The organism is Jannaschia rubra (assembly GCF_001403735.1).
Taxonomy (GTDB): Bacteria; Pseudomonadota; Alphaproteobacteria; order Rhodobacterales; family Rhodobacteraceae; genus Jannaschia; species Jannaschia rubra.
Genome location: NZ_CXPG01000027.1, coordinates 14760 through 36631, shown reverse-complemented (window position 1 = coordinate 36631; position 21872 = coordinate 14760). Strand labels below are relative to the sequence as shown.

At 68.8% G+C, this 21872-nt stretch carries 19 protein-coding genes; 3 read left to right on the top strand and 16 right to left on the bottom strand.

What is annotated here, in order from left to right:
• Window positions 1-78: 78 nt before the first annotated feature.
• The 14 genes from JAN5088_RS17805 to JAN5088_RS17740 all read right to left on the bottom strand — a co-directional run bounded on the left by JAN5088_RS17805 (window position 79) and on the right by JAN5088_RS17740 (window position 14243).
• Window positions 79-303 carry a hypothetical protein gene (locus JAN5088_RS17805; RefSeq protein WP_055684194.1) on the bottom strand — a complete coding sequence of 75 codons (225 nt, stop codon included), beginning with the start codon at window positions 301-303 and terminating at the stop codon, window positions 79-81.
• 465 nt (window positions 304-768) lie between these two features.
• Window positions 769-1518: a phosphoadenosine phosphosulfate reductase domain-containing protein gene (locus JAN5088_RS17800; protein WP_055684193.1), complete on the bottom strand. Its 750-nt coding sequence runs from the start codon at window positions 1516-1518 to the stop codon at window positions 769-771.
• A complete protein-coding gene (locus tag JAN5088_RS17795; protein WP_055684192.1) occupies window positions 1515-2012 on the bottom strand; it encodes a hypothetical protein in 498 nt (165 codons plus the stop codon). The genes JAN5088_RS17800 and JAN5088_RS17795 overlap by 4 nt, the downstream gene beginning before the upstream one ends.
• Complete coding sequence (locus JAN5088_RS17790) at window positions 2009-2437, bottom strand: hypothetical protein (RefSeq protein WP_055684191.1); 429 nt, start codon at window positions 2435-2437, stop codon at window positions 2009-2011. Before JAN5088_RS17790 ends, JAN5088_RS17795 begins: the two co-directional genes overlap by 4 nt.
• On the bottom strand, window positions 2430-2807 hold the full coding sequence (locus JAN5088_RS17785; protein WP_055684190.1) for a hypothetical protein: 378 nt from the start codon (window positions 2805-2807) through the stop codon (window positions 2430-2432). Before JAN5088_RS17785 ends, JAN5088_RS17790 begins: the two co-directional genes overlap by 8 nt.
• Window positions 2808-2903: 96 nt before the next feature.
• A complete protein-coding gene (locus tag JAN5088_RS17780; RefSeq protein WP_055684189.1) occupies window positions 2904-3608 on the bottom strand; it encodes a DUF736 family protein in 705 nt (234 codons plus the stop codon).
• A 218-nt stretch (window positions 3609-3826) separates the two neighbouring features.
• Window positions 3827-4270: a thermonuclease family protein gene (locus tag JAN5088_RS17775; RefSeq protein ID WP_082430106.1), complete on the bottom strand. Its 444-nt coding sequence runs from the start codon at window positions 4268-4270 to the stop codon at window positions 3827-3829.
• A gap of 103 nt (window positions 4271-4373) precedes the next feature.
• Complete coding sequence (locus tag JAN5088_RS17770) at window positions 4374-4907, bottom strand: hypothetical protein (protein ID WP_074962718.1); 534 nt, start codon at window positions 4905-4907, stop codon at window positions 4374-4376.
• A 10-nt stretch (window positions 4908-4917) separates the two neighbouring features.
• Window positions 4918-5214 carry a WGR domain-containing protein gene (locus JAN5088_RS17765; RefSeq protein ID WP_055684187.1) on the bottom strand — a complete coding sequence of 99 codons (297 nt, stop codon included), beginning with the start codon at window positions 5212-5214 and terminating at the stop codon, window positions 4918-4920.
• Between the two features lie 87 nt (window positions 5215-5301).
• A complete protein-coding gene (locus JAN5088_RS17760) occupies window positions 5302-9543 on the bottom strand; it encodes a strawberry notch-like NTP hydrolase domain-containing protein (protein ID WP_055684186.1) in 4242 nt (1413 codons plus the stop codon).
• 96 nt (window positions 9544-9639) lie between these two features.
• Window positions 9640-11781 carry a ParB/RepB/Spo0J family partition protein gene (locus tag JAN5088_RS17755; protein WP_055684185.1) on the bottom strand — a complete coding sequence of 714 codons (2142 nt, stop codon included), beginning with the start codon at window positions 11779-11781 and terminating at the stop codon, window positions 9640-9642.
• 119 nt (window positions 11782-11900) lie between these two features.
• Window positions 11901-12302: a DUF3768 domain-containing protein gene (locus JAN5088_RS17750; protein ID WP_055684184.1), complete on the bottom strand. Its 402-nt coding sequence runs from the start codon at window positions 12300-12302 to the stop codon at window positions 11901-11903.
• Between the two features lie 134 nt (window positions 12303-12436).
• A complete protein-coding gene (locus JAN5088_RS17745) occupies window positions 12437-13102 on the bottom strand; it encodes a DUF6927 domain-containing protein (RefSeq protein WP_055684183.1) in 666 nt (221 codons plus the stop codon).
• A gap of 118 nt (window positions 13103-13220) precedes the next feature.
• A complete protein-coding gene (locus JAN5088_RS17740; protein ID WP_074962716.1) occupies window positions 13221-14243 on the bottom strand; it encodes an ArdC family protein in 1023 nt (340 codons plus the stop codon).
• A gap of 391 nt (window positions 14244-14634) precedes the next feature.
• Here JAN5088_RS17740 and JAN5088_RS17735 point away from each other — a divergent pair, with 391 nt between their 5' ends.
• The 3 genes from JAN5088_RS17735 (at window position 14635) to JAN5088_RS17725 (ending at window position 20687) form a co-directional block, all read left to right on the top strand.
• Window positions 14635-19548, top strand: coding sequence for a DEAD/DEAH box helicase (locus tag JAN5088_RS17735; RefSeq protein WP_055684182.1), 4914 nt, complete (start codon window positions 14635-14637; stop codon window positions 19546-19548).
• A 108-nt stretch (window positions 19549-19656) separates the two neighbouring features.
• On the top strand, window positions 19657-20115 hold the full coding sequence (locus JAN5088_RS17730; protein ID WP_055684239.1) for a helix-turn-helix domain-containing protein: 459 nt from the start codon (window positions 19657-19659) through the stop codon (window positions 20113-20115).
• Window positions 20115-20687: a PIN domain-containing protein gene (locus JAN5088_RS17725; RefSeq protein ID WP_055684181.1), complete on the top strand. Its 573-nt coding sequence runs from the start codon at window positions 20115-20117 to the stop codon at window positions 20685-20687. The genes JAN5088_RS17730 and JAN5088_RS17725 overlap by 1 nt, the downstream gene beginning before the upstream one ends.
• A 166-nt stretch (window positions 20688-20853) precedes the next feature.
• Here JAN5088_RS17725 and JAN5088_RS17720 read toward each other — a convergent pair whose 3' ends face one another.
• Both JAN5088_RS17720 and JAN5088_RS18455 read right to left on the bottom strand, forming a co-directional pair.
• The gene (locus tag JAN5088_RS17720; RefSeq protein ID WP_055684180.1) at window positions 20854-21381 is read right to left on the bottom strand and encodes an ImmA/IrrE family metallo-endopeptidase; all 528 of its coding nucleotides are present in this window, start codon (window positions 21379-21381) and stop codon (window positions 20854-20856) included.
• On the bottom strand, window positions 21378-21743 hold the full coding sequence (locus JAN5088_RS18455) for a helix-turn-helix domain-containing protein (protein WP_074962715.1): 366 nt from the start codon (window positions 21741-21743) through the stop codon (window positions 21378-21380). Before JAN5088_RS18455 ends, JAN5088_RS17720 begins: the two co-directional genes overlap by 4 nt.
• Window positions 21744-21872: the final 129 nt, after the last annotated feature.

The window sequence follows — 21872 nt, the reverse complement described above, 5'->3', positions numbered from 1 at the left end:
CATTGGGCCTCGAGCGAAGGGTGTGTCCGTCCGTTCCGGGGCGACCCTTGGGGCCGCCCCGGCGGGGTGGGGGGCGCCTCAACGCCCCCCGTCCTCGCCCTCGGCGCCGCCCTCGTCCTCCCTGGCGCGGGGTTCGAAGGCGACGAGCTCGGTGGCGCCCACGGGGAAGTCGAGCTTGATCGAGAGGCACTTGGAGCCGTCCTCGCGGGTGTTCTCGAAGACGGTGCCCACCCGGGTGTAGCGGGTCTTCGTCGTGCCGTTCTGGGTGAAGGTGACGGGGGCGGTGAGGTTGTAGCGGGCCATGTCGTGGTCTCCTTTCGTTTCGATGGGGTCGAAAAGGCCGGAGCGGACAAGCGCGGGCGCAGGCGCGAATGCGGAGGGTCCGCGCCCCGCAGGGGGGTGGAAGCCGTATTCGTGCTTGCCGGAGGGGAGGGGACCGACCCGCAGGGCACGCCCGCGCGCGATCCGGCCAGACACCCATGCCACGAAACGACAGGAGACCACGGGCAGAAATTGGCCCGCCGCGAACTCACCTGCCCAGCACCAAACAGCGCCCAGAACGGCAGGCGTGGATCATCGGCCCCGGGCAGCAGAAGACGGAGAGGATACCCGAGAGGATGGCAGGGCCCGAACGTAACGAAGCTCAGCCACCACCGGGCGCCTGAGATTGGAGACGGGGCCCGTGCGTAAGGGAGGGCGAGGGAATAGGGCTAGAGGACGAGGACGAGTGGGGGCCGACGTTGCCCCCTCCCGCCGGGGCCAACCCACCTACGCCTCGAAAAGACGCCGCAGCGGCACCCGCGACGGGCTGAGCGTGTGGCCGATCTCCTCTTCCAGCGCGACGTACTCGGCTGCCAGCTTTGGCCGCAGCTGCGCTGCCCGGCGCAGGTCGTCCCTTGATGCCATGATGCAGAACGAGCAGGAGCACCGCGACATCCCCGCCCGGTAGACCCAATGCGGCCGCTGCCCGGCGGCGGCGATGGTCTCGAAGACCTCCGCCTCCGTCAGGTGGTGGATCGGCAGCCAGTCGAGCCAGTGCCGTCCGGCGACGGAGTTCCGGGCGTTCGGCTTCAGCGGCGCCTGCTTCGCCCGCCGGGCGCTCTCGTCCGCCCGCATGCCCATGCAGGAGACGACGCGCAGGCCGTGCTGCGGGCGGGCATGCAGGTAGCGTCGCACCTCGCGGGTGATCGGCCCGCGCTTGAGGTCCGACGTGCACTGCCGGATGCCGGGCGTGGGCCAGCGGCCCCGCCGACGGACCACGTCCAGCAGTTCCGTCCGAGCATGCGCGAGGATCAGCGGCAGGCCCTCGGCCGTCCGCTCGATGTGGCGCAGGGTGCCGGGCCATTCGACCCGCCCGAGCGGCGCGTGCACGACGACGATCTGCTCGGGCGGGACGACCTCGCACAGCAGGATCGTCATGGCCTGGCTGTCCTTGCCGCCCGAATGCGAGATCGCGAAGAGCGCGCCGGCCTCGATCTCGGCGGCGATGGCGGGGGGCACGGGGAGGCGGGCGCTCATCGCCCCTCCTCCGGAAAACCTTGCGGCGGGATCGACCTCCAGATCGCGAGCGCCATGGCGAAGGGCAGCTCGTTCAGGATCGTTACGCCGGGATGGCGGCGCCGGACCGAGGCGACGGTCTCCTCGATCTTGCCGCGGTGGCGGACCTCGTAGACCAGCCCGTCGACCGGGTCGCGCCAGAGGACGCGCTCCGCGAGGGCGCGGTGCAGGTCGTCCTCGTCGATCCACTCCTGCAGGAGCGCGGCGCAGTGCAGCTCGAGGTCGGTCTCGAACGCCTGTCCGTCCTGCGTGCGCCATGGCGGCAGGTTCGCGCGGCTCCAGGCGTCGGCGGCAGCGTAGGCTTCCCGGTCGCCGTGGAAGGCGTCCGCCTCGCCTGTGCCGCCGTTCGAGACCGTGCCGATCCTGCGCCCGTCGACGTGGAGGTCGGCCGAGTAGAACGCCGTCTCCTGCGAGGCGGAGGGGCTGTACCGGATAGCGCGCAGCTCGATCCTCATGCCGCCGCCTCCCCGGTGGGGCGAGCGACGCGCGCGGCGCTCATCCAGGCGGAGGTGCGGACGCGCAGGTCGTAGTGCCGCGCCAGCCGATCGAAGAACGCCTCGGCCCGGTCCGGCATCGTCGCGCGGGCGAGGGCTTCGGTCTCGTGGAGGTCGTCGCGGACGCCGAAGGTGACGTGGACGCGGGCGTAGCTGTCCTCGACCAGCCAGACCTCGTGCAGACCGTTGCACATGACGATCCGTTCGCCGGTGCGCTTCCAATGGCGCGGGACGCGTTCCCAGGCGTCCGAAAGGCAGGACGCGATGGCCTCGCCGAGGTCGAACCAGGCGTCCTGCCAGCGGAGGCGATCCTCGGGGTCGAGATCGTCGAAGGGCTCGACATAGGCGGTGCGACCGTCCCGGCTCCAGTACAGACCCTCACCCATCGGCGTGCCCTCCGATGGAGGCGACGGACGCAGTACCAAGGGCAGGGGGCACGTAGCTTCCCGCCCGCAGCGCGCGCCGCGGGTCGCCGAGCGCCTTCGCGATCGCGTCGAAGACCTCGGCGATGACGGCCTCGTTGCGCACGGCCATCCCGCATTTGGGGAAGTACCCGCGGTAGGTGCCGAGGAACTCGCGCTCGATCATCTCGGCGGCGGTGGTCCAGGCCGAGAGCGCCATGGCGCGCTCGACCTGGGCCGGGGCGAGGGACAGCTGCACGGCGGCGATCTCGGTCACCTGCGCGGCGAGGGCGTGGAGCCCGGCGCCGTCGCGGTCGATCCCGATGGCGGGGGTGGTCTGGGTGCGGGTCGTCATGGTCCGGTCCTTTCCGGTTCGTGTCGATGGACACGGCGGAAAGGGGCCGCCCCGGTTGGGGGCGGCCCGGAAGGCGTTGATCGAAATGAGCGGGGATCAGGCCGCCAGCGCCAGACCCCCGCCGGCCGCGGCCAGCGGCGTCAGCGCCACGACCTCGTAGGTGCCCGGCGCCGCGCCCTCACGCGGGAAGGCATTGGCCCGGTGCTGCGTCCCCATGGGCGCATGGAAGGCGATGGAGAGGTAAGCGTTGCCCGACCGCTCCGACGTCGCGCGCCAGATCGAGCCCATCCGCACGATCCGCCCGGCGGGCGAGCGCGCCTCGATGTGCCAGTCGGGGTGGTCGTCCGAGGCCTTGTGCGCGTTCTCGACGGCGACGAAGTCCATGTCGAAGTCGTAGGAGCCGATGGAACCGGCGAGGTTGCCGTCGTCCAGCGTTTCGATCCGGCCGGTCAGCGCGATCGATTGGGTCTCACCACCCGCGAGCGGCACGATGCGCCATTCGTCCTTCGGCATCTCGTCGCCCTGCACGGCGTTCATGCGCCACGACCGGCCCATCCGGTCGGTCAGCGCGATCTGGAAGTACTCCCGCTTGGAGGTCTTGGAGGTGGCCGACCAAATGCTTCCGACGCGCATCGTCCGGCCCCGCGGGGTGCGGAGCTCGATGTGGTGGTCGGGGTGGTTGTCGGCGCTCTTGTAGCCGTTCGGCACGACGTTCAGCCGCGCGATGTCGAACATGAGCGTCGCGACGCTCAGCGTGTAGGTCGTGCCGTCGGCGTTGCGCGTCAGGGTTCCGGTGATCATGGGTCTTCTCCTCGGGTCTCTTTTCCGATCCGGTTCGGATCGCCCCAAGGCGAAGCCCCCTCCTCCCTCTATTTTCCGCCATCCGGTTGAAGGTCGTCCGGTCAAGCTGCGCGACAGTCGTCCCCCTGGGGCCCCTTCGACCGCCTTCCAAACGTGCGACCGGCCACCGCCTGTGATCGGCGGTATCTCGAGCGCATCCGTTCAGCGTTGGAGCAGGTCTAGCAGTAGCCCGGGAGGGCATAGATCGCGGACAGATCCCGACCCGCAGCGCGGGCCGCCGACTCGGCGGCGGCGTAGTCGCCGCCCGAGTAGCGCCGGCAATCCCGTGCATAGCCGCCCCGAACCATCGCCTCCCCGATATCCTGCCCATCGACCGCGCACCGGCCGACCTCCCGGCCATGCGTGCGGCTACCGTCGAGATCGCACACGACATGGCGGCCCTCGACGAGCGCCCGCATCGCGTCCGTCGCCTCGATCCCGCCCGGCTGGACGCGGTCACCGGAGATCTCGGGTGCGGCGAGGCCGTTCAGTCGGACGGGGACACGACCGACGCGGATCGTATCGCCATCGACCACGCGCGCCACGCCCTCGATCGTCTCGACGACAGTGAAGGCCAAGGCGGGAGAGGCGAGAGCGGCGACGATGAGCAGAGAGCGGATCATGGGCGAAGACCTGACGCATGAGACGAGAAACATGAATGATGCCCGGGCATTGCAGGTTGCAGAATGATGAACAAGAGCGAAGGCATAAGCCGGTAAAGCGGGGTCAGCGCTCGATCCGCTTCCGCGGCGACGACATGATCCCGTCGCCCGTCACCACGTCCAGCCGCTCGGCCGTGCGCCGCGTGATCCGCTCGCCGTTCCCGGACACGCAGACCTCGGCGTCCTCGGTCAGCTGGATGATCGAGCCGTCGAACTCGAGGAAGGTGGTCGAGGCCCCGTCGTCGGCCTCGCGCTTGACCGCACCCATGGGGTCGATCTCGATCCAGACGTCGCCGACGAGGACGCGCACCGAATGGTCGTTCACCTCGATCCCCGACCAGCCGCGCCCCGGCTCGCGCCGCGCGATGATCGCGTTCGGGCGGAGCTTTAGCTGCACGTCGTCCGCGCGGTCGGGGCCGCGGAGGTGGACGAAGGTCTCCTGGTCGGCGGTCTCGGCGCGCAGCCCCGCGCTCGCGTCTTTCGGCGGCCAGAGGTAGGGGGTCTCGCGCTTCCGGCGGGTGGGATCGCGGTGGAAGGCGATGAACATCTGCGCGCGCTCCCAGATCGGGCGGCGCGGCTTGGTGGTGGCCTTGGTCATGTTCGTCTCCTCATCGCCCATGGTTCGTGTCCGGCGCGTAGCCGCGCTTGCGCTTGGCGGTCTCCCAGTCGCGCAGCGCGTCGAGGGCCTGCCCCTCGTCGGCATGCAGCTCGACCCGCGTCGTCCGGCTCCATCCGATCCGGCCCCAGGCGCGGACGAGGGAGGCCCCGCCGAAGAGGTCGGGCTGGACCTCCAGCGCGTAGTAGCGGTGGACGTTCTCCTCCGGCGCCTCGCGCACCAAGCGCAGGCGGGCGGGGAACATCTCGATCTGGGCGTCCGGCGGCGCGGGCTTGGGGCGGCGGGGCATGGGTGCGTCTCCGATGAGAACATCCGCAGACTCCCAGAGCGCGGGCGATCGGTCCAGCCCGAACCGCGAGCGCTCTGGATCAGTAGCTTATGCGGCGACCTTCATACCGCCTCCGGATCGGATCACCGCGATCACGGCCGAAGCGGCGTCGCCGACCGGCACGAAGGCCCGGAGCTGGTAGCCGACGATCTCGGTGAAGCAGCCCGCGGCCTTCAGCGCATCGACCTGCTCCGGCCGCCAGCCCTCGACCTCGAGCCGCCTGGTCCCGGCGACGCGGCGCGCGCGTAGCGTCAGCCCACGGCCCAGGTCGACCGCGCCGTCCCCCGCCATCGCGGCGGCGACCAGCTCCGCAGGGGTGGTCTCCCCGCCCCGGAACCTGCCCGCCAGCACCACGGCCTGCTCGGGCGAGATCGCACGGCCGATGCGGGCGACGCCGTCCTCCGGGGTGACGCGCCAGATGCGCTCGCTGTCGGACGGGATGTCGCGCCAGATCGGCAGTAGCAGGCCGGTCAGGAGGACAATGCGGTGCGTCTCGACGGTCGGCAGGTCCGCGACCTCGGCGTCCCACAGCCGGACGAACCTCTCGGCGTCCACGGGTTCCCAGTGCGACGAAGCGAAGGCGTCCTCCGTCATGGAGCCGCGCCCGGTGGGGCGGCGCGTCTCGCGGATCTCGGCGAGCACGTCGTCGTCGAACACCTGTTGCGGTCGCTTCGAGATCAGCACGACCTTGCCCGAGGCCGCGTTGTGGCGCGGCGCCATGCGGGCGCCGTGGTCATGAAGGACCGTCGCGCCGTCGGGGATGCGGAGCTCGGTCTCGCAGTCGAGCGTCACGGTCCGCGTGACCGACCCGCTCTTGGGGCAGGTCCACAGGTCCGCCTCCTCGACGACGGTGATGCGGTCGGCGCGCAGCGTCTCGATGCCGACGTCGAGCGTGCCGTTCGCGCGCGCCCGCTCGGTGAGCTGTTCGATCTTCGCCGCGAGCGCGCCGAAGAGCGCGTTCTGCATGTCGATGGGCAGGGCGAGGAGGCGGTTGAGGTAGCGCTGGATCGGCGGCAGGTCTTCGAGAATCACGCCGTCCGCATCGGTCAGACGCAGCGCGGTCCAGTCCTCGAACGCGGCATGGGTCATCGCCTCGCAGGTGCCCCGGACCAACTCGTGGTAATGCGCGACCAGCGCGCGGCGGGCGATCGGGCTCTCCAAGTTGTCCGAGGCGCGGAACAGGTTCTGGCTCCCCGTCTCTCGCTGGCCCCGTGTGAGGGCGCCGAGCGTGTCGAGCCGCCGCGCGATGGTCGAGGTGAACCGCTTCTCGCCGTGAACGTCCGTCGTTACCACGCGGAACCACGGCGCCGTGACCTGCGCCGAGCGGTGCGTCCGGCCCAGCCCTTGGATGGCCTCGGCCGCGCGCCAGCCGGGCTCGACGAGGTAGTGCCGGCGCCGCCGGTCGCGGTTCCCGGCCGTGGCCGCCGCGTGATAGGACCGCCCGGTCCCGCCCGCGTCGGTGAAGAGCAGCACGTCCTTCGTCCCGGCCATGAAGGCGGCGGCCTCGGCCGAGTTGGCCTGCGCCGAGCGCGGCACGACCTTGAGAGTGCCGTCCGGCAGGCGGATGGAGCGCTTGGAGCGGCCCGTGACCTCGGCCAGACGTTCCTCGCCGAAGTGCCAGACGAGCCGGTCGAGGACGGAGGGGATCGGGGCGACGGTGTAGAGCTCCATCAGCGCCGCGTCGCGTAGGGCTTCCGCCTCCCGGCTGACGATGGGTCGGCCGTCGGCATCGGTCAACCGCTCGGCGACCATCTGCCCTTCGATCTCGACCAGCTGGTGCGCCTGCACGGGGAAGGCGGTGCGCAGCCAGTGGATCACCACTTCCTTCGGCGTCAGCGCCGCCTCGGTCAGGTCGTCGCCGTCGAGCCCCTCGACGGCGCGGTCGAGATGGCTCTCGCCTGTGGACACGATCTGCACCACGGGCGCCCATCCCTCCGCCAGGTCGGCCTCGATGGCGCGGATCAGCGTGCCCGCCTTGAAGCCGTTCAGCACGTGGCCGAAGAAGCGCTGCTTCATGCTCTCGAAGCGGCTGAGGGCGGAGGCTTTCGCCGCGCCTGCGGTGACGCCGCTCTCCGCGTCGGTGATCCCAGTCGCTTCCAGCGCGGCGTGCAGGTTGGCGTGGATCACCTTGAACGCGCGCGCGAAGCGGTCGTAGACCGCCCGCTCGTCATCGCTGAGGCGATGTTCGAGGATGTCGTACTCGACGCCTTCGAAGGACAGCGCCCGGGCCGTGTAGAGCCCGAGCGCCTTCAGGTCCCGCGCGACCACCTCCATCGCCGCGACCCCGCCCGCGACCATCGCGGCCACGAAGTCCTCACGCGTGGCGAAGGGGTAGGCATCGCCCGGCCCCCAGAGCCCGAGCCGGGTGGCGTAGGCGAGGTTCGAGACGTTCGTGGCGCCGGTCGCCGAGACGTAGAGGACGCGGGCGCGGGGGAGCGCGATCTGGAGACGCAGTCCGGCGATGCCCTGCTGCGAGGGCGCAGTACCGCCGCGCGCGCCGTCCGAGCTGCCGGCCGCGTTCGCCATCGCGTGTGCCTCGTCGAAGGCGAGGACGCCCTCGAAGTGCGGCCCGCACCACTCGACGAGCTGCTCCAGCCGCGAACGGCCGGTCTTCCCGACGCTGCGCAGGGTCGCGTAGGTGAGAAACAGGATGCCGCGATGCAGGATGATCGCCTCGTCGGGCTTCCAGCGCTCCAGCGGCACGATGTCCGTGGGCGCGCCGCCGAGGTCGGTCCAGTCGCGCACGGCGTCCTCGATCAGGGTCTTCGACTTCGAGATCCACACCGCCCGCGTCCGCCCGGCAAGCCAGCCCGCCATGACGATCCCGGCCACCTGACGGCCCTTGCCCGCCCCGGTGCCGTCGCCGAGGAAGTAGCCTTGGAGGTAGGCGGTGCCGTCGGCACCCTCGTGGGCAGGCTCGATCTCGGTCCAGTCGTCAGCAACGGCAAAGCGGCCCGGCAGGTCGACGGCATGCGCGGCGTCCGCCATCACGATCGTCTCCAGCTGCGCGGCCGACAGCGCGCCGGTCGCGACGATCGCCGGCGGTAGGGCCGGTCCGCCGCCCTCGGGGAAGACCGGCACCGGCGGGGCGACGGCGGCCATGGCGACGCTCTCGACCAGAGGTGAGGGGTGGTCCACCGCGCCCGCGATCTCGATGCGTTGCGGGGCGTAGCGGGCGTAGACGTCCGAGACGGCCTCGTTCGTGTGGGGCCTGTCGAGGACGGTGAAGGGGATCGGAGTCGGGGCGCTGGACCGGGCTGGAGCGGCGGAAGGCGCGGTGCGGCGGGCGCGTTTCGGGGGCGAGCCGGAGGCGAGCGACGCCTGTCGAGCGGGTGCGGGTGTCGCCGGAACGGCGCGCGGCACGCGGGCGGGGCGCTCCGGCAGGCGAGTGCGGACGGCATGCAGCGCGGCTTCCAGGTCCGCGACCGGCTCGGGGAGGATCGGAGCTTCGGCCCCTGCGGCGTCGTCCACGCGATCCGCCACAAGCAGCGCGGTCTCTACGCTCGTTCCCATCTTGCGGTAGACCGCATCGGGCAGGACGAGGTGCAGGCGGGGCGCGACCCGCTCCATGAGCCGCGCCCAAAGCACTGGCTGGCGCGCGGCGCAGGCGGCGCGCGGCAGAATCGCGACGAGGCGGCCGCCGGGGACGAGGCGCTTCGCGGCCGACAGCGTGTGCCGCAGCGCGATGGTCGGATCGCCCGCGCGGGTAGCCGAGGAGGAGAAGGGCGGGTTCATCAGGACGACGTCGGTCAAGGTCTCGCGCGGGAGGAGGTCGTCGATGTGCTCGGCGTCGTGCCGGGTGGGCCGCGTTCCGAACACTTCCTCCAGCACCGCGGCGCGGAACGGGTCCAGTTCGTTGAGGACGACGTGCCCGCCCGCGCGCCGCGCCATGTGCGCGAGCGCGCCGGTCCCGGCCGACGGCTCCAGCACGACGTCGCCGGGGCGGATCGTGGCCGCGACCGCGGCGACATGGGCGAAAGGAAGGGGCGTCGAGAACTGCTGCAGCCGGACCTGCGTCTCCGAGCGCCGCGTCTCGGTCGCGCGCGCGTCCGCCGTGCCGGTCAGGCGCGCGAGGCGCGTGGCGGGATCGCCCGCGTCGTCCTCCCGGTCCGCCAGGATCGCGGCGGCCTGGACGAGGTCGTAGGCCTGCCGCCAGGACCAGGCGCCCGCGGCGTCGGTGCCGCCGGTGACGTCGGTCAGGTGGGCCGCGAGCGCAGGCGTCGTGAGGTCGCCCGCGGCGAGGTCGGCTGTCAGGTGGGTCAGCAGGGTCGGGATGTCGCGGCGCTTCATGAGGGGCTCTCCGTGAGATGGATGGATCACCACGGAAGGAAGCCGCCCCTTCCCTCTGCGGGCAGGACGGCTCCACTCGTGCGCATCGGAGGGTGGTCAGGCGGCCTTGGTCTCGGGCAGCTCCTCCGCGACGTCTTCGCAGTCGTCGAACTCTTCGTCCGGATCGAGCGTCTCCTCCGGCTCGACCTCGAACGTTTCGTCCTCGTCCTCCTCGATCTCCGCCGCGGGGTCCGCGGTATTCGTGACCTCGACGCGATGCCGCTCCCGCAGCTCCGGGATCGCCATGCCCGGCGGGCACCACGTCTCCACGGCCTCGCGCTGTTCGGGGGTGAGCGTCGCGAAGGGTGCGGCGAAGAGCCGGTCGAGGTAGTCCACGACGTCGACCTTCTTGGCCGTGGCCAGCCGCGCGGCCTCCTCGGGCTGCTTCAGGTCGTCCGCCAACAGGTGCAGGAGCTGCGCCTTCCTGATCCGCCCGAAGAACGCTTCGCCGGTGGGCCGCCACGCAGCGCGCATGTCGGGCACGACCTGGTGGGCGACATGCGTCAGCAGAACCTCGTGGTCGCCCAACTCGGCCGGCGCGATTGCCTCGGCCATGGCCACCCCGACGATCCGTGCCTTCATGGCCGCGTCGAGTAGGCGGAACGCCTCGAACCGCTCGGTCACGGACCGGGCGCCGTCCATCCACGTGAGGTCGACCCCGTCGCGCAACGCGGCGATCGCCTCCGTCGGCCCCTGGTCCATCCCGTCCGGCTTGCCGTGCGGACGCTCGCCGCGGGATGCCGTGATCCCCATGGACCAGGAGACCCGCGTGCCATGCGCGTTCCAGAGGTCGGAGACGATCTTGAACAGGGCCAGATCCTGCGCCAGCGTCGGATCGGCCGCGAGCCCCGCGCCGATGACGATCGCGCGCTCGGTGCGCAGGTCGGCGGCGAGCGAAGCGGCGACCTCCAGGGGCGCGGGGCCCTCCTTGACGTCCCCCTCGGTGCCGGGCGCGGCACCGTCAGCCTTGGTCGCACCGACGGGTGTTGCCTCGCCCCCCGCCGGAACCATGTCCTCGGGTCTGATCAGGCCGTAGATCACCTGCGGGCCGTCGTAGCGCCAGTGGGCGATCACCCCGGCCTTCGCCAGCTGCTCGGGGCCGTAGCCCGTGGTCAGCTCCTCGTGCTCCTGTTGCAGGGCCTCGTACTCGTCCTCCAGCGCGTCGAAGTCGGTGCCGTCGTCGTTGGCCTCTGCCTCGTCGCGCAACTCGTCGATGGCCACCAGACGGTCGGCGATCGCCGTGACGCGCTCGGCCGCCGCGCCTTCCGGCTCGATGGGGGAGGGGTAGGTCCGTCCGTAGGCCTGCAGCGCCTCGTAGTCGGCCGTGCGCCGCCCCTCGGCCCAGGCGAAGCCTAGCCGCGCGCGCTCGGCCTCGGCCAGGGCGGCGAGCTTCTCCACCAGCAGCCGCTCGACCAGCGCCTCGTCGGTCAGCACCGAGTCCTCCTCGATCAGGTCCGCCGTGATCGGCCCGTCCGCCGCGCGGTACGCCTCCTCGACGTAGCGGCCGAGGTCGGAGCCGAGCTTGACCCCGGCCTTCTCCAGCCGGTCGCGGATGGTCCACGCTTGGCGGTACGAGCCCTCGGTTGCCTCGAAGACCGCCCACTGCGTGCCGTGGTCGGGATGGCTGGCAAACGCCTTCATCACGTCCAGGCTGATCTCCTTGGCCCGCGCCGCGCGGCGGATGTCCGGATGCACGCGGCCGTAGCGCAGACGCTCGGTCACGCGGCGGCGCTCGACGCCGAAGAGGGCGGCGATGGAGTCGACGTCGTGGCCGCCGGTCTCCATCATCCGCGCGAAGGCCTCGAACTCGTCGAGCGGGTCCATCGGTGCCTGCGTGACGTTCTCGGCAACGGTGATCGCGGTCGCCGCGGCCACGTTGTCGCCGATGGCGCGGCAGGCGATCTTGGTGCGCGCCGTCCAGCCCTTCGCGTCCTTGTCCTCGCAGAGCCGACGCAGCGCCGCGAGGCGACGGCCCCCGGCCAGCACGCCCCAGGCGGGCGCGCCGTCGATCTCGACCTTCTGGACGATGAGCGGGTTGAGCAGGCCGAGCGTCGCGATGGATGCGGCCAGCACGGGGATGTCGTCGGCCGCGTAGGCGTCCGGCGAGCCCGCGCGGGCGTTGAGCGGGTGCAGGGTCAGGTCCTTGAGCGCGATGGCGGTCTCGGTCAGCTCGGGCAGGGTGGTCTTGGTGGTGGTCATGGGTTCGTCTCCGGGTTCTCTCGTGGCCGGATCGGCCACACCCATGCGCGAAGCCCCCTTTCCCTCTCCGGGCGGGGGCCTCGCGGCGGGCGACGCGGTGTTTCGGGGCGGGACGCGGCCTACCAGTCCTCCGGGAACAGCAGCATCAACACGCGGTAGGTGCGGGCCGGATCGTCGGGGCGCTCCGACCCCCATTCGAGCCGGTCGTCCGAATACAGGTCGATCTTCCACCAGACCCGTGCGCCCTCGACCCCCATTGCGCCGAAGTCGCGCAGGCCGTCGGGATCGTCTTCGGGCGGAAACACGGTGACGGCCGCGACCGCGTGCAGGCAGGCCAGCACGAAGGGCCGGCCCCTGGCCGCGACGGGGGCGGTGGCGAAGACCCGGCCGTGCAGTTCCGCGCCGCCGGGGTGGAACGCCCCCGCGACGACGCTGCCCATCCGGCGGCGGAAGGCGTCGTTCTGCGCGGCGATGCGCGCGGCGTCGGGGACGGGGTCGGTGGGTGAAGTACCGATCGGCATGGGGTCTCTCCTCGGGTTGGGGTCCACCCGGGAAGGGGCCGCCCCTCCCTTTGTGGGACGGACGGCCGGGACGGTGCGCCGGGGAAGCGGCGGAGTGGCGACCCACTTCGCCTTTCAACCCGTGGCACACCTCATCAGGGGTCGGCGGCGTCCGCGACGATGCGGCCGCCCCGATCCTGGATCGCCTCGGCGCTCATGCGGACGGTGTGGGCGTGCCTGGTGTCGAGCGTCTCGTAGAGGATCCGCGCGCGGGTGCCGGAATGCCGGCGGTACGCGTAGGCCCGGAACCGGCGCGCCTTCAGCCCGCCCGTGAACTCGATGGGCTCGTCGAACTCGATCACGTCGCCGGGGCGGACCTTCGGTCGGGCGCGCCTGGCCGCGTGGTGGGCCGCCACGCGATCGCGCCAGGCCGCGGCATAGGTCTCGACCTCAGGGTCGAGCGGGGACAGCAGGTCGAGCAGCTTCAGCGGCGCCGCGGCCTCGTGCGGGCCCATGGTCTCGCACATGTCCTTGTAGCCCCACTCCCCGTCCCGGCGGGACGTCAGCACGATGCCCGCATAGACGATCGCCCCGGCGGCGTCGGGCACGTAGCCGCGCATGGGCAACTCTGCGGCCTGCCGGCCGGGCTTCGGGGCGAGGCGGATCGCGAGGTACCAGGTGCTGCCGACCTTGGAGGCCATGAGGCACTCGGCGGCGTAGGGCGCATCCAAGGCCAGGTCGGTGTAGAGGTCGACGATCTCGTGCCGCTCCTCCTCGCGGGTCTTCGGGGAGCGGTAGGCGGCGTAGGTGGTCCATCCCATGGCGGGGTTCCTTTCTCGTGGATGCTGGTTGCACACGGGAAGGAGGCCCCTCTCCCCTCTACGGGGCAGGGACCTCGCCATGTGGATGCCGCGCCGGGACATGCGCGCTACTGGCATGCTAGGCAGCGACCTCGTCGGCTTGTTCCACCGCCTGGGTAGGGATCGGAGCCGGTCCGTCGTCGTCGAGCGCGATGCCACCCTTCGCGGCGGCCTCCACTAGCCAATCCACCGCTCTTTGGGCATGGGCGGCAGCGGTGAAGAGGAACCGCTTGTCGCCCCGGAGCACCTTGATCCACTCGGCTATGTAGGCGGCGTGGTCGTCGAGATGATGGGCGGTAAACCCCAGCCTTTGCCCCAGGACAGCGGCCCCAATTTCCGCACAGAGCTCTTCCCTCGCGTACGCCTCGTTGCCAAAGATCGAGGCGCCGAAGGAGCGGTCGAGCCGGTCCGGGGCCTTCGTGTAATGGACATGCTCGTGACCCAGTGTGGCGAAAAATTTCTCGGCACTCTCGAAGCGCGCCATGGGCGGCATGTAGATGCGGTCCGCCGAGGGCACATAGCAGGCCCGGTCGCCGCCCACGGACACGTCCGCGCCGATCGCGTCGAAGAAGGCCTGGCAGGCGGGGATCGGCTCGGGGCCGTCCGCCGGGTCGCCCTCCGGCTCGGGATGGAAGCGCGCGTCCAGCCCGTCGATCTGCGTCGCGTTGAACACGCGGTAGGACTTGAGGAAGCGGTAGGCGCCGGAATTGCCGCCGTCGCCCTCGGCTCCGTCGGACCCCGAACGGTCGCCGCCGGCACCATCCTCCGCATCCTTCGCCTTCGCCGTGCCGTAGTAGACGACCACGCTCGACCGTTCGCCCTTGCGCACGCAGGCGTCCATCGCCCGGGCCTGTTGGAAGGTCATCCAGTAGGGGCTCGTGTAGCCCATCAGCGCCGCGCGCATGCCGAGCAGGAACGCGTTGATCCCCCGGTAGCCCTCGCCCCCATGGCGCAGCGGCACGCCGCCGCCCGCGGTGCGCCACGGCCGGCGCCAGGGCAGGGTGCCCTTCTCCAGCAGGGCCACGATTTCGTCGGTGATGAGCTGCGCCGCGTCGGCCTTGGGATGAGTGCTGCGGGGGGTCTTGCGCGGGGTGCGGGGCATGGGCCTCGTCCTTTCCTCGGGTGCGTGAACACCCGGAAAGGCGGCAGCCTTTACTCTTTCCTGCCCGGACCTTGCCCATGAGCGCGACGGGCGGTCGGCGTGCACCCCTGGGCCACCCACCCGGCGAAGGGATCGTCACCGAAGGCCGAGACGCGCCCCGCGCGGCTCGGTGAGTGCAGCGAGTAGAGCCCGGTCCCGCAGAGCGGGACGCCTCGAGCCCCCGGCGGCTAGAGGGAGAGCAGGAAGCGGGCCTTTGCGGCAGACACACGATTACCCCACGCAACTTGAGCAGGCCAAAAAGCCTCGAAGCGTCAAACGGCCATTGCGCAGCGCCCGTCCAAACGCCGATTGTCGTAGCGCCAACCAAACTGCCTGAAAGATGCCCCGCGGAATGAGCGACGATCTGAGAGACCTGCTTGAGCGCTTCCGCGAGACCGCACGAACGGAGCGGGAGAAGGGGACGTATTTCGAAAGGATCGCCGCCGTCTATCTGCGTCACGACCCCATCCAGGCGGCCCTTTTCTCGAAGGTGGAGACCTATGAGGAGTGGGCCAAGGGCCTGGGCGAGGATGCGGCCGACAGCGGCATCGACCTCGTGGCCACTCTGGCGGACGGGTCCGGTTTCTGCGCGGTGCAGTGCAAGTTCTACGACGAGACGAAGAAGGTCGACAAAGGCGATATCGACAGCTTCTTCACCGCGTCCGGCAAGGAGGGCTTCGTCCGGCGGCTGATCGTCGACACGAGCGACGGCAACTGGACCGATCGGGCCGAGAAGGCGCTGCAAGGACAGACGATCCCCACGAACCGGATCGGCCTAAGCGACCTCGAGGCGAGCCCGATCCTCTGGTCGGACTTCGCGCGGACCGGCGAGGTCCGCGTGTCCGAAGCGAAGACCCTGCGCCCCCACCAGAAGGAGGCCCTGGAGGCCGTCCGTGCAGGGCTTGAGGAGGCCGATCGCGGCAAGCTCATCCTCGCCTGCGGGACGGGCAAGACCTTCACGAGCCTGCGCATCGCCGAGGATCTGGTCGGCGCGGGCGGCACGGTGCTCTTCATGGTCCCCTCGCTCGCGCTCATGTCGCAGGCCGTGCGGGAATGGACGAACGACGCCGCGGTGCCGCTGCGCTCCTTCGCGGTCTGCTCGGACGCGAAGGTCGGCAAGCGGCAGGGCCGTCAGGACACTGCCGACATTGCCATTCACGATCTTGCCTATCCCGCGACGACGAACGGCACGGCGCTGGCCGACAAGATGGCCGATGCCGCGCCAGAGGCGATGACGGCGGTCTTCGCGACCTACCAGTCGATCCAGGTAATCTCGGCCGCGCAGGAGGCAGGGCTCGAGGCGTTCGACTTGATCGTCTGCGACGAGGCGCACCGGACCACCGGCGTGACGACGGGAGAGGAGGACGAGTCGAACTTCGTCCGCATTCACAGCGACGAGCACGTCCGCGCGGCCAAGCGCCTCTACATGACCGCCACGCCGCGCATCTACGGCGAGGCGGCGCGCCAGCGCGCCAAGGAACAGTCGCTCACCCTCGCGCAAATGGACGACCCAGCGACCTATGGTGAGACGCTGTTCGAGCGTGGCTTCTCCTGGGCCGTCGAGAAAGGACTCCTGGTCGATTACAAGGTCATCGTCCTTGCCGTGGATGAGGGGAAGGTCGCTCGCTCGGTCCAGCGCCGCCTTGAGACGTCTGACAGCGACCTCGCGCTCGACGATGCAACCAAGATCGTCGGCTGCTACAAGGCGCTGACCAAGACTGACCTCAAGATCGACGTCGGCACGGACACCGGCGCCATGCGGCGTGCGCTGATCTTCTGCCGGGACATCAAGTCCTCGAGGATCATTGAAGACGAGTTCGCCGCCGTGGCCGAGGAGTTCCGCAGCCAGAACCCAGATGATGCGCTCACCCTCGACTGCGAGGTCCGTCATGTTGACGGCACGTTCAACGCCGACAGCCGCGGCCGCCTGCTCGACTGGCTGAAGGCCGACCCAGGTGAGGACAACTGCCGCATCCTTACGAATGCGCGGTGCCTGTCGGAGGGCGTCGACGTGCCCGCGCTGGACGGGATCATGTTCCTCCACCCGCGCAAGAGTCAGATCGACGTGGTTCAGTCCGTCGGGCGCGTCATGCGGCAGACACCGGATCGCAGCAAGAAGATGGGCTACGTGATCCTGCCCGTCGCGATCCCGGCCGGCACCTCGCCGGAGGAGGCGTTGAACGACAACGAACGCTACCGCGTCGTCTGGCAGATCCTGAACGCTTTGCGCTCTCACGACGAGCGGCTCGACGGGGACATCAACAAGATCCACCTCGGCCAGACGGAAGGAAGCCGGATCGAGATCGTCGCCGTCGCCCCCGAATTGCCAGGGCAGTCGAGCGGCTCGGGCGGGCCGGGCATCGGCCAGGGCAGCGCCCCAGGCGATGACGAGGGTGAGGGCGGCGCGCGCGGTACCTCGCAGGGCGAGCTTTTCGTCGACGAGTTCTCCGCCGCCATCCGTGCGCAGATCGTCAAGAAGTGCGGCACCAAGGAGTACTGGGACCGCTGGGCCGCCGACATCGCCCGCATCGCCGAGCGGCACATCACCCGCATCGAGGCACTGCTGGAGGACCCGGAGGCCCGCGCGACCTTCGACGCCTTCCTCAAGGAGCTGCACGACGACCTGAACGAGGCGATCTCCGAGGCCGACGCCATCGAGATGCTGGCCCAGCACGTCATTACGCGGCCCGTGTTCGAGAGCCTGTTCCAAGGCAACCGCTTCACCGACGAGAACCCGATCTCCCGCGCCATGCAGGGCATCGTCGCCCGGCTGGACGAGGCGCAGATCGACCGCGAATCCGAGAGCCTGGAGGAGTTCTACGCTTCCGTCCGCCGCCGCGCCGAGGGGCTGACCGATCCGGCCGCAAAGCAGAAACTGATCGTCCAGCTCTACGACGACTTCTTCAAGTCGGCCTTCCCGCGCACGACGAAGCGCATGGGCGTGGTCTACACGCCGGTGGAGATCGTGGACTTCATCCTCCGCTCCGTCGACGAGGCGCTGCGCCGCGACTTCGGCGTGGGGATCGGGGCGGAGGGGGTGCACGTCATCGACCCGTTCACGGGGACGGGGACGTTCATCACGCGCCTGCTGCAATCGGGGCTGATCGCGCCGGAGGACCTGGCGCGCAAGTACCGCGAGGAGCTGCATGCCAACGAGATCATCCTGCTAGCCTACTACATCGCGGCAATCAACATCGAGACGGTCTATGCCGACCTCGTGGGGGATGCGAACAGCGAAAGCGAGGCCACGGCCTACGAGCCCTTCTGCGGCATCCTGCTGACCGACACCTTCGCGCTGCACGAGCACCCGGACCGCCACGACGACCTGCTGCCCGACAACGCCGAGCGGCGGACGCGCCAGCGTGAGCTCGACATTAGGGTGATCGTGGGGAACCCGCCTTATGTCGTGGGCGAGGAAGATGCGAATAGCGACGATGCGAAGGTGGATTACCCGAAGCTGGATCGTCGTATTAGGGAAACCTATGCCGCGCAAAGCAACGCTCGATATGTGAGCGACACCTATAACTCCTACATCCGCGCGATCCGCTGGGCGTCCGACCGACTGGGCGAGGACGGAGGCGTGATCGCCTTCGTTACTAACGGCGGCTTCCTTGACGGGAACGCCAGCGCGGGAGTGCGCCGCTGCCTCGTGGAGGAGTTCAGCGACCTGCGCATCTTTGACCTGCGCGGCAACCAGCGCACCAGCGGGGAACGGTCGCGGCAGGAAGGCGGCAAAGTCTTCGACGCGGGGAGCCGCGCGCCGATCGCCGTCTCTGTGCTGACGAAACGACGCGAGGCACCAGCGGCGGGGGCGGTTCACTATCACGACATCGGCGACTACCTGAGCCGCGACGACAAGCTCCGGATCGTGCGCGAGTTCGGCAGCGCGGGCGGGGTGGGGGAGGCCGGCGGCTGGACCCGGATCGCCCCGGACGAGCACGGCGATTGGATCAACCAGCGCGATACGTCGTTCGATGCGTTCATAAAGATCGGGGATAATGCGCGGGACGCCGATCCCGCAGTGTTCGCGACCTATTCCATGGGTGTTCTATCCGGTCGTGATCCTTGGGCTTTCAATAGCTCGCGTGAGGCACTTGAGGCGGGCACGCGTAAGCTGATTGACAGCTACTCCAGTAGTCTCTCAGCTGCTGCCGGCACGAGCGTCTCGGCCCCGGAGATCCAGCGGGACCCGCGCAAGATCGCTTGGTCACGGGGCCTGAAAAAGAAAGCGGAAGCAAATCGCAACATCGCCTTCAATCCTTCAGCGTTTCGCTTAGCGACTTACCGGCCGTTCACAACGCGATGGCTCTATTTCGATCCGGACCTCAACGAGACACGTCTCCAGATTCCCCGCATGCTCCCGGAGGCCGATACGGTGACACCGATCATCTGCCTTTCCACTACAGGGCATCGCGGCGCGTTCTCAGCCCTAATGGTCAACCGCCCGCCCGCGCTGCACACCGCTGATATGGCCGGCTCCCAGTGCTTCCCGCTGCACTACTACGAGCCCGCTAGGGAGGGAGGGGACACCCCCGACCTCTTCCCGTCGGAAGACGGCCCCGGCCTCGTCCGCCGCGACGGGATCACCGACGCGGGCCTCGCTCACTTCCAGGCCGCTTGGCCCGGCGGGACGATCACCAAGGAGGACCTGTTCCACTACGTCTACGGCCTGCTGCACGCACCCGACTACCGGACCCGCTACGCCGACAACCTCAAGAAGGCCCTCCCGCGCATCCCCGCCGTGGCGCGCGTGGAGGACTACCGCGCCTTCCGCGACGCTGGCCGCACGCTCGCGGACCTGCATGTCGGCTACGAGGAGGTGGAGCCCCATCCCGTCACCTACCGCGAGGGCGATCCCCGCACCTGGGTCGTGGAAGACCCCGAGGCCTTCTACCGCGTGGAGAAGATGCGCTTCGGCGGCAAGCGCCCGAACCAGGATCGCACCACGATCCACTACAACGACCGCATCACCCTGACGGACGTCCCCGAAGCGGCCTACCGCTACGTGGTGAACGGCAAGAGCGCGATCGAGCACGTCATGGAGCGCCAGTCGGTCACGAAGGACGCCTACAACCCGAAAACCAAGAAGGGCAGCGACATCGTCAACGACGCCAACCGCTTCGCCATCGAGACCATGGGCGATCCGGAATACCCCCTGACCCTTCTGCGGCAGGTGATCACGGTGAGCCTCGAGACGATGAAGATCGTCGACGCCCTGCCGCCGCTGCGTCTCGAAGCAGAGGCCGGAGCGCAAGCGGCAGAGTGATCGGGGAGGCAGCGAGCGCACCCCGCGTTCGTTGCACTTATTTAACTTATTGCGTTTATGGCGATGGAAACCTATGTCGTGATCCATCACCAAGAGGAGGCTTCCATCATGCCCGCACTGCGCCAGGAAAGTTTCGATGGCCGGCTCCCCGACCAGATCGAGGTGCGGGGCGCCGAGCAACTGCTGACCATCCTCGCCTCGCAAGCGAAGGAGGATGGACAGGTCGAACTCGAACTCGCCGATGCGAAGGGCCAGCGAACGCCGATCACGCTTGCGCCAGCGCTGTCCGCCTCGCTGCTCGAACTCCTGCGGCTCGTCGCGGATGGCCGGGGCTTCACCCTTGTGCCGCTGGAGGCGGAGCTCACGACGAAGCAGGCAGCCGACCATCTGAACGTCTCGCGGCCCTTCCTCATCAAGCTGCTGGAGGAAGGCCAGATCCCTCATCACAAGGTGGGGCGTCACCGGCGCGTCCGGGCTGAGGACCTCTTCGCCTACCGCGCACGGCGGGACGCCGAACGAAGCAAGGCGCTCGATGAACTCGCGCGTTTGGACGCCGACCTCATCTGATGCGGCGAGGGGATCGGTTCACGGCGCTGCTCGACGCCTGCGTCCTAGGCGGGGCGCTGCGGCGCAACCTGATCCTGAGCCTCGCCGAGGCAGGGCTCTTCCGGCTGCGCTGGAGCGACGCGATCCTCGATGAGACTGAGCGGACCATTGCGAAGATCACCGAAGGGAAGGCCGACACGGCGCGGCAACGTGCCGTGATGGTCGCCGCCTTCCCAGAGGCGATGGTCCTCCACGACCGTGCCATCGAAGAGCATCTCGCCCTGCCGGACCCGGGCGACGTGCATGTCCTTGCCGCTGCGATCGGCGCCAAGGCGGACGTGATCGTCACCGACAACGTGAAGGACTTTCCAACCGCCGCCCTCGAAGCCTGGGAGATCGAGGCCGTCACGGCTGATGGATTCATCGCCGACTGTCTTGACCTCGACAGCGCGGAAGGGGTCGGGGCCATACGCCGGATGCGTGAGCGCCTACGGCATCCCCAGCTCGATGCGGACGGGCTCATACGCAAGATGGAAGGGCAGGGCTTGGTTCACGCAGCGGCCGCCTTAGCCCGGTTCAAGGCACTAATCTAATGCCGATAAGGACCATTTACATAGCCGGGAAAGCGATCGTTCGCTGCGAATGCACTGCGGCGGCGTTCCTCTGGCCGAAACGGAGGCTCAAAGTTAATGACGTCCGCTACTTGCTCATACGAAGGCACTAATTCAATTTTGCCACAAGGCGTTCTTTTTCTAGGTTTTAAGTAAAGAGACTGGCGAGCCGTATCTGCATCGCCGATCGACTAACGGCATATGTTTTTGCGAGGTCTGCGACGGCCTCTTCATCATCAATATCTATGCCGTCATCTTGTAGAGACTGTTCAAGAAAAGCCCTAGGCATAAGGAGCGCTGCCGCGAACCGGTTCGCCTGTATCTCTAAAACGTCGATGCCTTGTGCCGACCGCGTATCCCGCCTCATAACCGTAAAGCCACGGTCCACATGGACGTCCTTACCGATCTGGGCGGCATGCAGCACGATATGTCCGATCTCATGCGCGATCGAGAATCGTTGCCTGTTCTTATGATGCCGACTGTTTATCCCAATGATCGGGCGATCACTGCCGAGGAACACGAGACCGGAAAGCGCGTTCTCCAACTTGGAATACTCGATCGTTGCATCAAGCGCCTTTGCGATCCGATCTACCGAAATGGCGGGCGCCTTAATGCCAACTTTATCCAGAAGGGCAGTGGCCTTGCCTTCGATCTTATTGGGTGGAATATACGTCATCTTAGAGATGACGCGTCGTCGTGATCATTCTTCGATGTGGCTTTACCCAGCAAAGCAAGGACGTCTTCCCTTTCCTCGAATGACAGGTCAGCACCGGAGAATCGAACGTCTTTATCGCCCATATCGCTGTCCTGCTCACTTGGGTCATGAAGAAGTAGACTGGAGAGGTCGCCGATTTCGAGCGCACGCGCGATCTTTACTAGATGGTGGACGAACACCTGTTGACGACCGGCTTCGATGTTCGCCAACGACGCGCGTGAGACGCCGACTGCTTCCGCGACTGCAGTTTGCGTAAGCCCTGCGCTGCGTCGTGCCGCGCTGATTTTACTGCCGATCTGAGCGTAGAACGCGTTGGGGTCCATGACGAGACTGTTCTGTCAATAGGTAGTTCATGTCAACGTCCCAAACGTTGCAAGGACTGGCCATCGCGGAAAGGCGCCGCGCGTTGTCATCAGCAGTGTCATAAAGAACCGTTTGTCATGTTGACAGGG